This is a genomic window from Mesorhizobium sp. CNPSo 4684 (genome assembly GCF_057784315.1).
Window position 1 is genome coordinate 1 of sequence record NZ_JBWLUX010000029.1, and the last position, 16,720, is coordinate 16,720.

13 protein-coding genes and 1 tRNA gene are annotated in these 16,720 nt (G+C 63.5%); 8 read left to right on the forward strand and 6 right to left on the reverse strand.

The genetic code is table 11. The features are described from left to right. Positions 1–199: 199 nt before the first annotated feature. Together AC04SG_RS24225 and mutY are read right to left on the reverse strand one after the other, a co-directional pair. A complete protein-coding gene (locus tag AC04SG_RS24225; protein WP_488553091.1) occupies positions 200–811 on the reverse strand; it encodes an HAD family hydrolase in 612 nt (203 codons plus the stop codon). Positions 812–813: 2 nt separating this feature from the next. Next, a complete protein-coding gene (mutY, locus tag AC04SG_RS24230) occupies positions 814–1,992 on the reverse strand; it encodes an A/G-specific adenine glycosylase (RefSeq protein ID WP_488553092.1) in 1,179 nt (392 codons plus the stop codon). 50 nt (positions 1,993–2,042) lie between these two features. Between mutY and AC04SG_RS24235 the strand changes: the two genes are divergently transcribed. From AC04SG_RS24235 to AC04SG_RS24255, 5 genes are all read left to right on the forward strand, one after another. Further along, positions 2,043–2,549: a DUF721 domain-containing protein gene (locus tag AC04SG_RS24235; protein ID WP_488553093.1), complete on the forward strand. Its 507-nt coding sequence runs from the start codon at positions 2,043–2,045 to the stop codon at positions 2,547–2,549. A gap of 156 nt (positions 2,550–2,705) precedes the next feature. After that, positions 2,706–3,437: a DsbA family protein gene (locus tag AC04SG_RS24240; protein WP_488553094.1), complete on the forward strand. Its 732-nt coding sequence runs from the start codon at positions 2,706–2,708 to the stop codon at positions 3,435–3,437. A 69-nt stretch (positions 3,438–3,506) separates the two neighbouring features. Next, positions 3,507–6,965, forward strand: coding sequence for a chromosome segregation protein SMC (gene smc, locus AC04SG_RS24245; protein WP_488553095.1), 3,459 nt, complete (start codon positions 3,507–3,509; stop codon positions 6,963–6,965). 107 nt (positions 6,966–7,072) lie between these two features. Next, positions 7,073–8,056 (forward strand): NAD-dependent epimerase/dehydratase family protein, encoded by a 984-nt coding sequence (locus AC04SG_RS24250; RefSeq protein ID WP_488553096.1) that lies wholly within the window; start codon positions 7,073–7,075, stop codon positions 8,054–8,056. 1,245 nt (positions 8,057–9,301) lie between these two features. Beyond that, entirely contained in the window at positions 9,302–9,595 is a 294-nt protein-coding gene (locus AC04SG_RS24255; protein ID WP_488553097.1) for a hypothetical protein, read from the forward strand. A 117-nt stretch (positions 9,596–9,712) separates the two neighbouring features. Here the strand turns inward: AC04SG_RS24255 and AC04SG_RS24260 are convergent. Together AC04SG_RS24260 and AC04SG_RS24265 are read right to left on the reverse strand one after the other, a co-directional pair. After that, positions 9,713–9,787 (reverse strand) — tRNA-Gln (locus AC04SG_RS24260). Between the two features lie 109 nt (positions 9,788–9,896). After that, positions 9,897–10,241 (reverse strand): VOC family protein, encoded by a 345-nt coding sequence (locus tag AC04SG_RS24265; protein WP_488553098.1) that lies wholly within the window; start codon positions 10,239–10,241, stop codon positions 9,897–9,899. Between the two features lie 215 nt (positions 10,242–10,456). Here AC04SG_RS24265 and ppdK point away from each other — a divergent pair, with 215 nt between their 5' ends. The 3 genes from ppdK to AC04SG_RS24280 all read left to right on the forward strand — a co-directional run bounded on the left by ppdK (position 10,457) and on the right by AC04SG_RS24280 (position 15,302). Then, positions 10,457–13,162 (forward strand): pyruvate, phosphate dikinase, encoded by a 2,706-nt coding sequence (gene ppdK / locus AC04SG_RS24270; protein WP_488553099.1) that lies wholly within the window; start codon positions 10,457–10,459, stop codon positions 13,160–13,162. Between the two features lie 175 nt (positions 13,163–13,337). Further along, positions 13,338–14,441 carry a glycosyltransferase family 9 protein gene (locus AC04SG_RS24275; RefSeq protein ID WP_488553100.1) on the forward strand — a complete coding sequence of 368 codons (1,104 nt, stop codon included), beginning with the start codon at positions 13,338–13,340 and terminating at the stop codon, positions 14,439–14,441. 90 nt (positions 14,442–14,531) lie between these two features. After that, complete coding sequence (locus AC04SG_RS24280; RefSeq protein WP_488553101.1) at positions 14,532–15,302, forward strand: polysaccharide deacetylase family protein; 771 nt, start codon at positions 14,532–14,534, stop codon at positions 15,300–15,302. A gap of 276 nt (positions 15,303–15,578) precedes the next feature. Here AC04SG_RS24280 and AC04SG_RS24285 read toward each other — a convergent pair whose 3' ends face one another. Together AC04SG_RS24285 and AC04SG_RS24290 are read right to left on the reverse strand one after the other, a co-directional pair. Then, complete coding sequence (locus AC04SG_RS24285) at positions 15,579–15,968, reverse strand: DUF427 domain-containing protein (protein ID WP_488553102.1); 390 nt, start codon at positions 15,966–15,968, stop codon at positions 15,579–15,581. 148 nt (positions 15,969–16,116) lie between these two features. Beyond that, positions 16,117–16,548, reverse strand: a complete 432-nt coding sequence (locus AC04SG_RS24290; protein ID WP_488553103.1) for a hypothetical protein — start codon at positions 16,546–16,548, stop codon at positions 16,117–16,119. Between the last annotated feature and the right edge of the window lie 172 nt (positions 16,549–16,720).

Here is a 16,720-nt window from a genome sequence, read left to right on the forward strand (position 1 = left end):
TTATCGACCACAAGCACGGGAAACTGGTTCGCCGAAGCGCCGCGCCAACCAAACCGCTTGGCGCTGCGGCGAACTCAACATAAGGCGAAAACTGTTACCTATGTATCCGGTTCAAACTGTTACCCATCTATCGGCTGGACACCGGCAGGACAATGAGGGGCAGCGCCAACTTTGACCACTGTTCTGAAAGCGGTTCAGTTCACACCGCGATGCCGTACCGCTCAAGATCGGCTCGAAGCGTTTTTGCATCCGTGAACAGCACCGCCTGCCAGCCGGCCGCCTTGGCGCCGTCGACATTTCTGGGGCTGTCGTCGATGAACAGCGTGGCTGACGGTTCGAGGCCGAACGCGGCGACATGGTGATCGTAGATGGCGCGGTCGGGTTTGATCTCACGGATGTCGGCCGACACGGTGACGCCGCGCGGGCGGCTGAGGAAGTCGAAGCGCAGCCGCGCCTCGGCAAGCGTGTCGGCGGCGAAGTTGGTCAGCATCGTCACGTCGTGGCCGCTCTCGATCAGGCCCAGCATGATGGCGACGCTGTCCTCATAGGCATGCGGCACCATCTCGTGCCAATGGCGGCGGAAATTGCGGATGTTTTCAGCGTGATCGGGGTGCTCGGCGATCAGCAACGCCTCCGCTTCTTCCCACGAGCGGCCACGGTCCTGCTCGATGTTCCAGTCATGCGTGCAGACATTGTCGAAGAACCACTTGCGCTCCTGCGCATCCGGGATCAGGCGGCTGAACGGAATGTTGGGATCGTAGTGGATCAGCACGCGGCCGATATCGAACACGATGTGGCGGATTTCAGTCATTTTTATCCCTTCGAGGTGAGCCGCTTTTTGGTCGCGCCCGGTATCGCCGCTTCGATTACCTTTTTCATGACGGTCGGCAGCGCCTCCCCGGAAATGTCATGGGCCAGCGACCAGAAATGTCCTTCCGGGGCATCACCTCTAATGTGGGCATGAAAGACTTCGAGCTCGAGCGCGAAGTGGGTGAAAACATGCGCGATCTCACCGGCGCGCCGCCAGTCGGCGGGGAAGGGCGCCGCTTCCGCAGTCGTCGCGCCATCCACCCGAGCGGTCCATCCGGTGGTCGGCACTTCGGTCATCCCGCCGAGCAGGCCTTTATCCGGACGTTTGCGCAACAGGATGGCGCCGTCGCTGCGTTCGGCAACGAAGGCGGCGCCGCGCCTGAGCGGCTTGTCGGCTTTCGGCAGGCGAACCGGAAAACGCTCGGGGTCGCCCGACAGGATGGCGGTGCAATCCTCGCGCAGCGGGCACAGCATGCAGCGCGGCCGCTTCGGCGTGCAGATTGTGGCTCCGAGGTCCATCATCGCCTGCGCGAAGTCGCCCGGCCTTGTCTGCGGAACCAGTCTTTCGACCAGCGCGCGAATTTCAGGCTTTGCCTCGCTGAGCGGCGTTTCGATCGAATAGAGCCGCGAGATGACGCGTTCGACATTGCCGTCGACCACCGCCGCCGGGCGGTCGAAGGCGATGGCCGCGATCGCCGCCGCCGTATAGGCCCCGATGCCCGGCAATTCCCTCAATCCCGTTTCATTGTCCGGAAAGCGCCCGCCTTGGCTCGCAACGAGATCGGCGCAGGCCTTGAGATTGCGCGCCCGCGAATAATAGCCGAGCCCGGCCCAGGCCTTCATCACGTCCTCGGTCGGCGCCGCGGCCAGCGCCTCGACATCGGGCCATTTCTCGACGAAAGCGCCAAAATAGGATTTTACCGCTTCGACCGTGGTCTGCTGCAGCATCACTTCCGACAGCCAGATACGGTAGGGATCCGCCTGTGCGCCGCCGGCCGCCGCACGCGGCGCGATCCGCCACGGCAACTCGCGATGGTGCAAGTCGTACCAGACGAGCAGGCGGGTCGGGATGTCAGAAGCGGCTCTGCCGCTGTCTCCAGACGCAACTGTGCTGCTGTCCTCGGACGCGGCTTTGCCGCTGTCCTGGGATGCGGGCTTGCGGGTCTGTTCGTGCAGTGCCATTGATCGCGGGCTGGCTCTTGGCTGGTGAGGAGCGTGGCTGGAGAACGTACATGGCAGGGAGAACGCCCTACGGCAATCCCGTTCCGGTGAGCGATCTCGCCACCCAGATTCTCGACCCGGTGCTACGCAAGCGAGCCGGCATTTCGATCGGGCTGGTGCAGTCGTGGGAAGAGATCGCAGGCCCCAGGCTTGCCGGCTATTCGCGCCCTGAAAAGATCCAGTGGCCGCGCCGCATGCACGAAGACGATCCGTTCGAGCCGGCGACGCTGGTCATCGCCTGCGAAGGCATGGCGGCGCTGCATCTGCAGCACGAGACCGGCGAAATCATCAACCGCGTCAACGCCTTCCTGGGCTTCAACGCGATCGGCAGGATCCGGATCGTGCAGAAGCCGGTGCTATCGGAGAAAGCCCGGCCGAAGCCGGCTCCGAGGCCGCTGACATCGGTCGAAAAGGCCAAATTGTCTGATACGGTCGGCAAGATCGAGGATGAAGGCTTGCGCGCTTCGCTGGAGCGGCTGGGCGCCACCATTCTCGGCGAGAGGAAGCGGCCAGGGTAGTCAGCCGGTCATGAACCCGTCACCAATCTCGCGCATTCGTGATGATGCATGTAGAGTTAGGCGATTGGAATGGGGACAGCGATGCCTTAATTCCCGCCAACTCTCGCCTTTTCTAGCCTGTGCATTGCAAAATCCAACCATAGTCAGGTGATTCGCATGAACCGTAGCTTGTCCCGCAGAAACCTCCTGTCTTCGCTGGCCGTTGTTCCGGCAGTGGCACTGCTCGCCGCATGCAGCGACTCCGGCGAGGACGCCAAGGCAGCGGACGTCAAGCCTGCAACGCCTGCCGTGCCAGCCGCGACGCCTGCCACGCCGGCCGCCGCCAAGGCACCGGACTCGACGGGCGACGTCAACATGGCCGAGCTGCTGAAGCCCGGCGCTCTGCCCGACAAGCAGCTCGGCAAGGACGACGCCAAGGTCACCATCGTCGAATATGCCTCGATGACTTGCCCGCATTGCGCGCATTTCGCCGCGACCACCTTCCCTGAGTTGAAGACCAAGTACATCGACACCGGCAAGGCTCGCTACATCCTGCGCGAATTCCCGTTCGATCCGAGCGCCGAGGCCGGTTTCATGCTGGCACGCTGTTCAAAGGACAATTATTTCCCGATGGTCGACGTGCTGTTCAAGCAGCAGGCCAACTGGGTCGGCGTCAACAACACCAAGGATGCGCTGCTTCAGATCTCCAAGCTCGCCGGTTTTACACAGGAGTCCTTCGAGGCCTGCTTGACGGACCAGAAACTTCTGGACGATGTGAGATCGGTCCAGAAGCGCGGCGCCGATGAATTCAAGGTCGACTCGACGCCGACCTTCTTCATCAACGGAAAGACCTACAAAGGTGCGATGTCGATTGAGGAAATATCGGCCATCATCGACCCTCTGCTCTGACGTCCAGGCGGCGCCGGAGCGACTGCGCTTTGGCGTCTGCGCACCTCTGCGACCTGTAGGCAGGCGCGAATGAAGTTTTCGCGCCTTCGCCTCCTCGGCTTCAAGTCCTTCGTCGAACCCGGCGAGTTCGTCATCGAACGCGGCCTGACCGGCATTGTCGGGCCGAATGGCTGCGGCAAGTCGAACCTTGTCGAGGCGATGCGCTGGGTGATGGGCGAAAGCTCCTACAAGAATATGCGCGCGTCCGGCATGGACGATGTGATCTTTTCAGGGTCGGGAACGCGCCCCGCACGCAACACCGCCGAAGTCACGCTGTTCCTCGACAACAGCGACCGCACGGCGCCCGCCGCTTTCAACGACGCCGATGAGTTGCAGGTGTCGCGCCGCATCGAGCGAGAGGCCGGCTCGCTCTACCGCATCAACGGCAAGGAAGCCCGCGCCAAGGACGTGCAGCTTCTGTTCGCCGACCAGTCGACCGGCGCGCGCTCGCCCTCGATGGTCGGTCAGGGCCGCATCGGCGAGCTGATCCAGGCCAAGCCGCAGGCGCGCCGCGCGCTGCTCGAAGAAGCCGCCGGCATTTCCGGCCTTCATACGCGCCGTCACGAGGCCGAGCTTCGGCTTAAGGCGGCCGAGCAGAATCTGGAGCGATTGGACGACGTCGTCGGCGAGCTGGAGAGCCAGATCGAAAGCCTGAAGCGCCAGGCGCGCCAGGCCTCGCGCTTCAAGAACCTGTCGGCCGATATCCGCAAGGCGGAAGCCACGCTTTTGCATTTGCGCTGGACGCTGGCCAAGACCCAGGAAGGCGAGGCGCGCTCGGCGCTGGCCGTCGCCACCGCACTGGTCGGCGACCGCGCTTCGGCGCAGATGGCCGCCGCCCGCGAGCAAGGCATTGGCGCGCACCGGCTGCCCGATCTGCGCGATGCCGAAGCCGCCGCTGCCGCCGCCTTCCAACGCCTGTCGATTGCCAAGGCGCAGATCGAGGAGGAGGCCGGCCGCATCCGCGCCCGCCAGGCCGAGCTCGAGCGCCGCCTGCAGCAACTCGACGGCGACATCGCCCGCGAAGAGCGCATGGTGCGCGACAATGCGGATATCCTCGAGCGCCTGCGCGAGGAAGAGGCCACGCTCAACTCCGAAAATGCCGGCGCTGCCGAACGCGAAGCCACCACTCGGGCCGCTTTCGAGCAGGCCGGCGCGACGCTCGTCCAGAGTGAAACAAAACTCGCCGCGCTGACCGCCGAACGGGCCGAGGCGGCCGCCTCGCGCAACCAGATCGAGCGCACGCTGCGCGAGACCGCCGAACGCCGCGACCGTTTTGCCCGGCAGCTCGCCGACGTCGATCGCGAATTGTCCGAGATCCTGTCTAAGGTCGCGGGCTTGCCCGACCCTGCCGAGAAGCGTGCTCTGGTCGAGGATGCGCTCGCCCGGCTGGAGGAGACCGAGGCCGGCGCCATTGCTGCGGAACAGGCGGTCGCCGAGGCGCGCGCCGCTGAGAGTGCCGCCCGACCGCCGCTGCAGGACGCCAGGGCAGAACTGGCCGGGATCGAAACCGAAGCGCGCACGCTGGCCAAGATCCTGAATGCCGCCAGCGGCGATCTTTTCCCATCGGTGCTCGAACAGCTCAGCGTCGAGCGCGGCTATGAGACGGCCCTGGGTGCTGCCCTTGGCGAAGACCTCGACGTGCCGCTCGACCGCAGCGCGCCGGTGCATTGGGGCGAAAGCCAGGTCCAGCCAAGCGATGCGGCTTTGCCGGAAGGCATTAAGAGCCTCGCCAGCGTGGTGCGCGCGCCTTCGCAGCTTGCACGCCGGCTGGCGCAGATCGGCATCGTCGAAGCCGCCGATGGCCGCCGCTTGCAGGCCCTGCTAGCGCCCGGCCAGCGGCTGGTCAGCCGCGACGGCGCGCTGTGGCGCTGGGACGGCTTGACGGCAAGCGCCGATGCGCCGACCGCTGCCGCTCAGCGGCTGGCGCAGAAGAACCGGCTGGCCGAACTCGATGCCGAGGCGGTGCAGGCGACGCAAATCGTGCGCGAGGCCGAAGCTGCCCTTGCCCAGGCCGAACAGGCGCTGCGTCAGGCAAGCGAGGCCGAAAGAAACGCCCGTCAGGCCGGACGCGATGCCCAGCACGGGCTGGACGCCGCGCGCAACGCGCTGGCCGAGGCCGAAAAGGCCGGCGGTGAGCTGGCAAGCCGTCGCGCCGCCCTGGACGAAGCGCGTGCGCGCATCGTCGACAGCCATGAAGAGACGGCCGCCGCCTTTGCCGAGGCCGAAATGCTGCTGCAGGACGCGCCCGATCTCGGCGACCTGCAATTGCAGCTCGAACAGTCCGCCGCCAATGTCGGCAGGGATCGCGCAACCCTTGCCGACGCGCGCGCCGTGCATGAGGGCCTGCGCCGCGAGGCCGAGGCGCGCACGCGCCGGCTTGATGCCATCGGCGCCGAGCGCAGCAGCTGGCTGCAGCGGGCCGAAAACGCCTCGACGCAGATCGCCTCGCTCGGCGAGCGCAGGGCCGAAGCCGAGGCCGAGCGCGAGACGCTGGCCGATGCTCCCGACGAGATCGACGCCAGGCGCCGCGCGCTGCTGTCGCAACTGACCGAGGCCGAGACTTTGCGCAAGGCCGCTGCCGACCGTCTGCAGGAAGCCGAGAACAAGCAGGCGGAGCTGGACAAGGCCGCCACCGCGGCAATCCAGTCGCTGGCCGACGCCCGCGAAACCCGCGTCCGCGCCGAGGAGCGGCTGACCGCTGCCGACGAACGCCGGCTCGAGGTCGAGGCGCGTATCCAGGAAACGCTGAACACGCCGCCGCATCTGGTCATCCGCCACACCGGTCTGGAAGCCGATAGCCCGATGCCGGAAATGGCCGAGATCGAGCGCCAACTCGACCGGCTGAAGGTCGAGCGCGAGCGGCTTGGCGCTGTCAATCTGCGCGCCGAGGAAGAGCAAAAGGAACTGTCGGACCGGCTGGAGACCATCGTTTCCGAGCGCGAGGACATCATCGAGGCGATCCGCAAGCTGAGGCAAGCGATCCAGAGCCTGAACCGCGAGGGCCGCGAGCGGCTGCTCGCCGCCTTCGACGTCGTCAACGGCCATTTCCAGCGGCTGTTCTCGCATCTGTTCGGCGGCGGTACGGCGGAACTGCAGCTGATCGAATCCGACGATCCGCTTGAAGCCGGGCTCGAAATCCTGGCACGTCCGCCCGGCAAGAAGCCGCAAACGATGACGCTGCTCTCCGGCGGCGAGCAGGCGCTGACAGCGATGTCGCTGATCTTTGCCGTGTTCCTGACCAATCCGGCGCCGATCTGCGTGCTCGACGAAGTCGACGCACCGCTCGACGATCACAATGTCGAGCGCTTCTGCAACCTGATGGACGAAATGGCCGCGACCACCGAGACGCGTTTCGTCATCATCACCCACAATCCGATCACCATGGCGCGCATGAACCGCCTATTCGGCGTCACCATGGCCGAGCAGGGCGTCAGCCAATTGGTCTCGGTCGACCTGCAGGCCGCCGAGGCGATGCGCGAGGCGAGCTGACGCGTCGGCTTGGCCAGTGGCCTCAACCCCGGCTTTCGACTATAGCACCAATGGAATGCAGCCAATCGCCCTGATGGCTGGCTTGGTCATGTGTCTGGAGAACGTTGTTGCCTGTACTCGTCACCGGAGCCGCGGGGTTCATCGGAAGCCATGTCTGCCATCACCTGCTGAACCGCGGCGAAGCCGTCGTCGGCGTCGACAATATGAACGACTATTACGACCTGGCGCTGAAGGAAGGCCGGCTCGCCCGCCTCAAGCCACACAACGGCTTTTCCTTTCACCAGCTCGACATCGCCGAGCCGGGCGCTCTCGCCGATGCGCTGGCCGGACAAGGCATCGTCAAGGTCGTGCATCTGGCAGCACAGGCGGGCGTGCGCCATTCGCTGGATAATCCCAGGCTCTATGTCCGTTCCAACGTGGTCGGCCATCTCGAAGTGCTCGAATTCTGCCGCGCAACGGTCGGCTTCGAGCATCTGGTCTATGCCTCGTCAAGTTCGGTCTATGGCGGCAACCGCAAGGTGCCGTTTGCCGAGACCGACCAGGTCGACAGGCCCGTCTCGCTCTACGCCGCCACCAAGAAGGCTGACGAGCTGATGAGCCACACCTACGCCCATCTCTTCGGACTGCCGCAAACCGGCCTGCGCTTCTTCACCGTCTACGGTCCGTGGGGCCGGCCCGACATGGCCTATTGGCTGTTCACCCAGGCGATGCTCGAGGGCAAGCCGATCCGCGTCTTCAACGATGGCGAGATGTGGCGCGATTTCACCTATATCGACGATGTCGTGCGCGCCATCGTCGCCGTGCTCGACAAGCCGCCGGCGGAAGTGCCGCCATGCCGGATCTACAATATCGGCAACAACCGGCCCGAGCGGCTGGACGATTTCATCGCCACGCTGGAGCGGCTGCTCGGCGTAACCGCGATGCGCAACAACGAGCCGATGCAGACCAGCGACGTCGAGCAGACCTATGCCGACATGACGGCGCTGGAACGCGATTTCGGCTTCCGGCCGAGTGTCTCGATAGAGGACGGGCTGAAGAAATTCGTCGACTGGTACCGGTCGGAATGGATGGCGAGGTCGGCAGGCCGCTGACTGCAGAAAGCCGGCCATCAAGGCGGTGATGGCCATGGCCTCCGACCCCAGAAATCATCCCGCGCGCGAGACGTCGACGGTGCAAGCATCGCCAGCCAAACCGGCTGAAGCGGGTCCCGGCCTGTTCGGCCGCGCAGCACGCATCTTTCGCCGCAAGACGAACTGATTGTCTTTCGGATCAACGCGCAACTTCGGTCGCTTGAAAACGATGGGACGCGTGGCGTCCCTCACCTCAACTCATTCTCCCAAACAAGTTGCGCGAACGCGTTTATCGGAGGCCAAAGAAGCTCAGTATCGCAATCACGATGACCACCGCTCCGACGAGCCAAATTATGTTGTTCACAATATCTCTCCCGAAAATTTGTTGCTGAGAGTGAACTCGTCAGAGCCTACTAATGTTCCCGCATTTTTTCTGCGTCGAAACGAATGGCCGCCATCCGTTTCGTCTGCCGTCAGACTAAGGTCCGAATAGGGTATGACTGAAGTCCTGGCGTCAGAGCCATAGGTCGAAGGCGAGCAACCTATGCCCTCGCAATACATTGCAACCAGGCTGCCGAGTATGAGTCCCTTCATCGGCGGTCAATCGGGTGCCCGCCATTCTCCATAGACTAGCGGGCGCCCGATTGTCGTGGGACCGCCAATCGGCGTGACGTTTCAACAACGAGGCTAATAGTGACCTTTGTCCAGAGATCCGTGCGTGAACGCGCAACCACCCGACCCGCAAACGACAACGACAGTCCTACGGAAGTTTCTTCGGTCCTTGATCTTATACCGCGGGCTGACGACGACAAGGTCGCTGACCTTGTCAGGCGAACAGAGCGCCTGGCAATCGCCGTGCTTATCGCGATGGCGATTTTGCTGATCTTGGCACCGGTGGCCTACTTTGCACTTTCTTACGGAATCTGAGGCGGCCTGCTTGGTCGTCTTCTCGGAAATCGTGAAAGGCCGAGGGTCTTCCTCGCAAGACAGATGCTTTACACCACAGATCAGGTGATCGAACGCGACTACATAGAGGGTTGCGCGCAGCACTGCTTTGTTGGGCTGCGCAACTCCTCGTGGTCAGCTTTGAAAGAAAGCGTCCTGCCAACAAGACCTGGTGTCGCAATTCCCTCTTTCGACATGCCGTATTGCGCGGGAGCGTCGGTCACTGATCGCGCCGCGTGAACCGACGACGCCACCCCGGAACCAAAGGGATGGGAGGTGGTTATCCCCGCGAAGGGATGATTAGCAGATGGATATATTGCAATGAAAACAATGATCGTGAGCGCTTTGGCGCTGTTCATCGCGATGCCGGCGATAGCTTCGGCAGCCGAAGCTGACGTAATCATCACGACCCACCATCGACATCACCACAAGACCGTCAAGATCATCAATGACCAGGGTCAACGCCTTCATCACCGTAAACACGGCACGGTTGCCTTCTACGACCACGGCCGCAGACATCATCGTCCGGATACTGTGATCGTGACCGGCTCGATCGAGCGTCGCCACCATCGGCATCATCATCCCGTCATCATCCAGGACGACAGCGACTACTGATCCTCTTCGCACGGCCCGGCTCTGTGAATGGAGTCGGGTCGCGTGGGGAGCCAGATAGCCGCTGACGACAGCCATTCATGGCATCTGTAAATCATTGATTTCAAAAGGCGCGTAAATTGGCTGGGGCGCCAGGATTCGAACCTGGGAATGTCGGTACCAAAAACCGATGCCTTACCACTTGGCGACGCCCCAGCAGGCGGGCTTTGCCCGCTGCGCGCGGCCTTATAGGACGAGCGGCACGAAAGCTCAATGCCGAGTTGGCCCTGTGCAAAACTGATCCACCGCTTGGCACGGGCGCTCGCTATTCGCCCCAGACCGCCAACTCATTGCCGGCCGGATCAGTGAAATGGAACCGCCTGCCGCCCGGAAACGAGAAGATCGGCTTGACGATCGTGCCGCCGGCATTTTCCACGGCGTCGAGGGTTGCTTCCAGGTCTTGCGAATAAAGCACCGGCAGCGGTTTGGCCGGCGCCTCCGCGCCATCGGCCTGGAAACCGCCGTCGAGCCCTTCGCCAAAGGCCGAATAGGTCGGCCCGTAATCGGTGAACGACCATGAGAAGGCCGCGCTGTAGAACGCCTTGACGCTGTCCAGCGTTCCGGCGGTCGCAGGCAATTCCAGATAGTCGAGTTTTCCGTTGAGTTTCATCACGCTACTCCCAACTTGTTCATGATATGTTCTATATCGCGGGCGGCTGGTCGGCAAGTCTTTTTGACGCAGCTTTTGCTTAATCGATTGTAGTGGCCGGGCTTGGCTGACCACGCCTTGCCTTTCGCACTGCAGCATAATAACGCTCGGGTCGGACGCGGGGGAACCGGGCTTTGGCTTCGGTGTTGTTTCTTCCAAGGACTTGGAGGGCGAGCATGACCAAATGGGTCTACACCTTCGGCGATGGCGCCGCGGAGGGACGTGCGGGTGACCGCAATCTTCTCGGCGGCAAGGGCGCCAATCTGGCCGAGATGTGCAGCCTTGGCCTGCCGGTACCGCCGGGTTTCACCCTCACGACCGAGGTCTGCAACGCCTATTACGCCAACGGCAACACCTATCCGCCCCAGCTGAAAGCCGATGTCACAAAAGCGCTGGACCATATCGGCACGCTGACCGGGCGCCGTTTCGGCGATCCGTCGAAATTGTTGCTGGTCTCTGTGCGCTCCGGGGCGCGGGCTTCGATGCCGGGCATGATGGACACAGTGCTCAATCTCGGCCTCAACGACGAGACCGTCGAAGCACTGGCCACCGATTCCGGCGATGCCCGCTTTGCCTATGACAGCTACCGCCGCTTCATCCAGATGTATTCCGACGTCGTCATGGGTCTCGACCACGAAGTGTTCGAGGAAATCCTCGAGGACCAGAAGGCGAGCCTCGGCCATGAGCTCGACACCGAACTGACCGCTGAGGAATGGCAAGGCGTCATTGCGCTCTACAAGGCCAAGGTCGAGGAGGAACTCGATAAGCCGTTTCCGCAGGACCCGCACGAGCAGCTCTGGGGCGCGATCGGCGCGGTGTTTTCAAGCTGGATGAACAACCGCGCCATCACCTACCGGCGCCTGCATGACATCCCGGAAAGCTGGGGCACGGCGGTCAATGTCCAGGCCATGGTGTTCGGCAACATGGGCGAGACGTCAGCCACCGGCGTCGCCTTCACCCGCAATCCCTCGACCGGCGAAAAGATGCTCTATGGCGAGTTCCTGGTGAATGCGCAGGGCGAGGATGTCGTGGCCGGCATCCGCACGCCGCAGAACATCACTGAGGCGGCACGCATCGCCGCCGGCTCCGACAAGCCGTCGCTGCAGAAGCTGATGCCGGACGCGTTCCGCTCTTTCGTCGACATCTCCGACCGCCTCGAACAGCACTACCGCGACATGCAGGATCTCGAATTCACCATCGAGCGTGGCAAATTGTGGATGCTGCAGACGCGCTCCGGCAAGCGCACCGCCAAGGCGGCGCTCAAGATCGCTGTCGAAATGGCGCGCGACAGGCTGATCACCACCGAAGAGGCGGTCGCCCGCATCGATCCGGCCTCGCTCGACCAGCTGTTGCATCCGACCATCGATCCAAAGGCGCCGCGCGATGTCATCGGCGTCGGCCTGCCGGCTTCTCCGGGCGCGGCGACCGGCGAGATCGTTTTCTCGTCGGCCGATGCAGAAGAACTGAACACGCAAGGGCGCAAGGCGATCCTGGTGCGCATCGAAACCAGCCCCGAAGACATTCACGGCATGCATGCTTCGGAAGGCATCCTGACCACGCGCGGCGGTATGACCAGCCACGCCGCCGTGGTGGCGCGCGGCATGGGCAAGCCTTGCGTGTCGGGCGCCGGCTCGCTGCGCGTTGACTACAAGGCCGGCACGCTGATGTCGATGGGCCAGACCTTCCGCAAGGGCGATATCATCACCATCGACGGCAGCAACGGCCAGGTGCTGAAGGGCGCCGTGTCGATGCTGCAGCCGGAACTGTCCGGCGATTTCGCCGCCATCATGGAATGGGCCGATGCGACGCGCCGCATGAAGGTGCGCACCAACGCCGAGACGCCGCTCGATGCGCGCATGGCGCGCTCCTTCGGCGCCGAAGGCATTGGTCTGTGCCGCACCGAGCACATGTTCTTCGACGGCGAGCGCATCGTCGCCATGCGCGAGATGATCCTGGCCGATACCGAGAAGGACCGCCGCACCGCCTTGGCCAAGCTTTTGCCGATGCAGCGCTCGGATTTCCTCGAACTGTTCGAGATCATGGCCGGCCTGCCGGTGACGATCCGGTTGCTCGACCCGCCGCTGCATGAATTCCTGCCCAAGACGGAAGCCGAGGTGGCCGAAGTCGCCGCTGCCATGAATGTCTCGCCGGACAAGCTCAGGCAGCGCACCGAGGCCTTGCACGAGTTCAACCCGATGCTCGGCCATCGCGGCTGCCGTCTCGCGGTCTCCTATCCCGAGATCGCCGAGATGCAGGCGCGCGCCATTTTCGAGGCCGCCGTCGAGGCCGGCAAGAAAGCCGGCGCGCTGGTCGTTCCCGAGATCATGGTGCCGCTGGTCGGCCTGGTGAAGGAGCTCGATTACGTCAAGGCGCGCATCGATGCCGTCGCCAAAAGCGTGATGGAAGAGACGGGCGTCAAGATCGACTATCTCACCGGCACGATGATCGAGCTTCCGCGCGCGGCGATCCGCGCACATGTCATTGCCGAGTCGGCCGAGTTCTTCTCCTTCGGCACCAACGATCTCACCCAGACCACCTTCGGCATCTCGCGGGACGATGCGGCCTCCTTCCTTGAGACCTACCGCCGGAAGGGCATCATCGAGCAGGATCCATTCGTCTCGCTCGACATCGAGGGTGTCGGCGAACTGGTGCGCATGGCGGCCGAAAAGGGCAGGGCGACGCGGCCCGACATCAAGCTCGGCATTTGCGGCGAGCATGGCGGCGATCCGGCCTCCATCCGCTTTTGCGAAGAGGTCGGCCTCGACTATGTCTCGTGCTCGCCCTACCGCGTGCCGATTGCGAGATTGGCCGCCGCGCAGGCCGCGGTGCAGATTGCCAAGATGGTCGCGCCGCGCCCCAAAAAGAGCGCCGCGGCATCCTGATTTCGACATAGTTCTTTCCGCGTCAATGAGACGGCCACCTGTACGGTGGCCGCTCCGGGCTAAGCTTACGATTTTGTAAGCAAATTCACGCTGATGTGCGCGGCTCAGCACGCAATCCCGACATCGTTTCTGCCCAATTTCACGGTCCCCCAACCCGCCCGGTGCCGAGAAACAGATGTTGCAGATTTCGCCCAAACCCTTCCGCTCGATCCTGATCCTCCAGACCAAGTTCATCGGCGATATTGTTCTCTCCTCCACGCTCGCCAGGAACCTGCAGCTTGAATATCCCGGCGTCAGGATCGTTTTTCTCTGTGAGGCCCGCCTCGCCAGTTTCGTGACGGCGCACGGCATCGCCTCGGAGGTCGTGACCTTCCGCCGCGCGGCCATGCGCGGCACCCCGCTGGAGCGGGGGCGGGAACTCTATTCGATGATCAGCAAGCTGCGCCAATTTCGCTTCGACCTGACCATCGACCTCACTGATTCAAAGACCTCGCGCATCATCGTCAGGTTCCTCAATGCCAGGACCCGCATCGGCTACAATCCCTCGGAAAGGCCGCTGCGTTGGCATGAGCGTCAGCCGGCCAATCTGTTTGCCAGGCCGTTCGGCTTTGGCGAGCAGCACTATCTCTACCGCTATCTCTCGCCGCTCGAGCCGCTTGGCGTGGCTCTGCGCGTGCGCGCGCCGTCGATCCGGCCCTTGCCGCTGGAGACGGCGAGGGTCCAGGCATTGCTCGACAGACATCGTTTGCGCCCGAACGGTTTCATCGCCGTGCATGCCGGCGCGAGCTTTCACGGCCGGCGCTGGCAGCCGGAACGCTTTGCCGCTGTGATCGACACGATTGCGCGCGAGACCGGACTGGACTTTGTGCTGGTCGGCGGACCGGACGAGCGCAAGCCCGCCGAGCAGATCCTCGCTCAGGCCGCGTCGCCAATCGTCAACCTCGTCGGCGCACTGTCGCTGGAAACGCTGCTGGCGGTGTTGCAACAGGCGCGACTGTTTGTCGGCAATGAGAGCGGCCCCATGCACATGGCGGCAGCCGCCGCAACGCCGGTTGTCGGCCTGTATGGCCTGACCAGCCCGGCCGTTTGGGGGCCGGTCGGCGTGCCCAGCCTCGCTTTGCAGCCGTCCATGCCGTGCAATTGCGTCGCGGGCAGCCTGTGCAATCCGCTCGATCCCAGCAAGGCGTGCTGCGTCTGGCGCCTGGAGGTCGAACCGGTCGTCGCCGCGGTGCGCCAAGTCCTGTCGCGGACGCAAGTGGAGCTGGAACACGCCGTCTGATGGTGCGCGGCGGTCACATTGTCGGGATATCGGCTTTCTGCATGGCCGATATCCCGATTTCCGCCTTGTTGCGGGTCTTGGGATGCGGCTATGACAGCGCCGATTCTGAAACAAAACAGGCATCCCTTGCAAAAGCTGCTTTGCGCCATCGCTCTATCGGTCTGGGCCGCGTCGGCGGCCCACGCGGCGCCGCTTGTCGAGCCGACGCTGCGCCTCAAGGCGGACGCGAGCGGCAATGTGGGCCGCGTCGCGCTCACGCTCGACGCCTGCGGCGGGCAGACCGATACGAGGATACTTTCGGCCCTGGTGGAGAACCGGATTCCGGCGACGATCTTCGTCACCGGCATCTGGCTGAAGCGCAATGCCGCCGCCGTCGAGATCATGCGCGCGCATCCCGATCTGTTCGAACTGGAAAACCATGGCGGCCATCACATCCCGGCCGTCGACACGCCGCAAAAAATCTACGGCATCCGCAGTGCCGGCAGCCCTGAAGCGGTGCGGGCCGAAGTCGAGTCGGGCGCGGCGGCTCTCGCCCGGACCGGCGAGCCGGCGCCGAAATGGTTCCGCGGCGCGACCGCCGAATATAGCCCGTCAGCCATCGCCATGATCCGCAAGCTCGGCTTCAAGATCGCCGGCTTTTCGATAAACGGCGATGGCGGCTCGCTGCTCGGCGCAAAAGAAACCGCCCGCCGCATTGGCGCCGCCAGGGATGGCGATGTCATCATCGCCCACATCAACCAGCCGACCCACGCGGCCGGCGAGGGCGTGGTGCAAGGTCTGCTGGCGTTGAAGGCGAAGGGCCTCATCTTCGTCAGGCTTGATGATGCCGATGGCGTCGGCAATGACGGAACGACGGATTAGCCGTAACTTCGTCATCCACGGGCGAAGCAGGAGCGAAGCTCCGTCGCGAAGACCCGAGGATCCATGCCGTGACATCGACCCAGAACGCCACGGAGCATGATCTGCACCGTGGCAACGCTTTGACGTAACGGCATGGATCCTATGGTCTGCGCCGCGTCGCTTCGCTCCTTGCTTCGCCATAGGATGACGACGCGACGGGGGTTCTGGCTGACCTTCAACGCATGCAACCCGCCAACGCAACCGCGTCGGTACGTGCCAGGATAAGTTCGAAAACGCTCAAGCCGGCGTGGCTTCGATCGTCACCCTGTTGGCGTAAAACGCGCCGTGGTCGCGAATCTCGACCATTTCGTCGAAGGGTCGCTCATAGGCCCACATCGCGTCCTTGCCGGTTTCGCCGGCCGGCAGCACGCTCCAGTAGCTGGCGTCGCCCTTGTAGGGGCAGTGGGTCGACAGGACGGTTTTGCCGAGCTGGGTGAAATCGATGTCTTCGAAGGGGATGTAGAAATGCTGGGGGTAGGGTGGTTCGGACAGAAGCTTCGCCCGCGTCGATGAGGCGATAACCGTATCGCCGGCACGCACGACCACGGTGCCGCGATAGGGTTCGACGGTGATGACCTTGCCGGGATTGCTCTGGAAGCCGGGGGCGGGGTTGGCGATCTGGTCCATGCGGGGGGTTCTCCTTGTCCGGTTGGGAGCACGAGGGGGGATTGCTTCCCATGCCCTAAAAGTGTGTGCGGAGAACCAGTTGCGCAAGGCCATCGTGACAGCCAGGCGTGCCTGGTCGGTCGTTGAAACGATCACATATATGCGAACGTCAGGCCGCGGTCTTGAACACGTCCATGAGGCCGGCATAGGCAGCGGCAATGCCGGCCACCGGATTGGTGCTTCTTGACGTGGTCTCGACCTTCAGCGCGCCGCCGCCGGTCGGCAAAGTGAGCAGCAGGAACTGGCGATTGCCGCCATCGCCGATCGATGCGGCGGCGACATGCTGGCCTTCGCCTTCGTTCTGGACGCACATTTTGAACAGCAGCGTGCCGCCGACCGCCTCGAGGGCGCCGCCGACCACCTCGACAAATTCGTCCTCGGAAACCTTTTTGGCTTCCGGCACCAGATCGGCCAGACTTGCGGCCAGCGTATCTTCAAGCTCTTGGTCGTCGAGCTGAATGTCATCCAACTGCACGTCGTCCAACTGCACGTCTTCGGCCTGGCTCTCGTCCAACGGCCTGTCGTCGAGCTGCGCGTCCATGCGAACCTCTTTCAGTCGCCTATCGCACCCCTTGCCCCGTTAACGAACGTTAACACCGACGATGGCCGGATTGTGGCGGTTTCCCCAGGGATTCGATCACTGCTTGCTTCAGCCGTTAACGGTTGGAGACTTGATGACTGGACAATCTGTCCGTTCGTCTCACAATGGAACA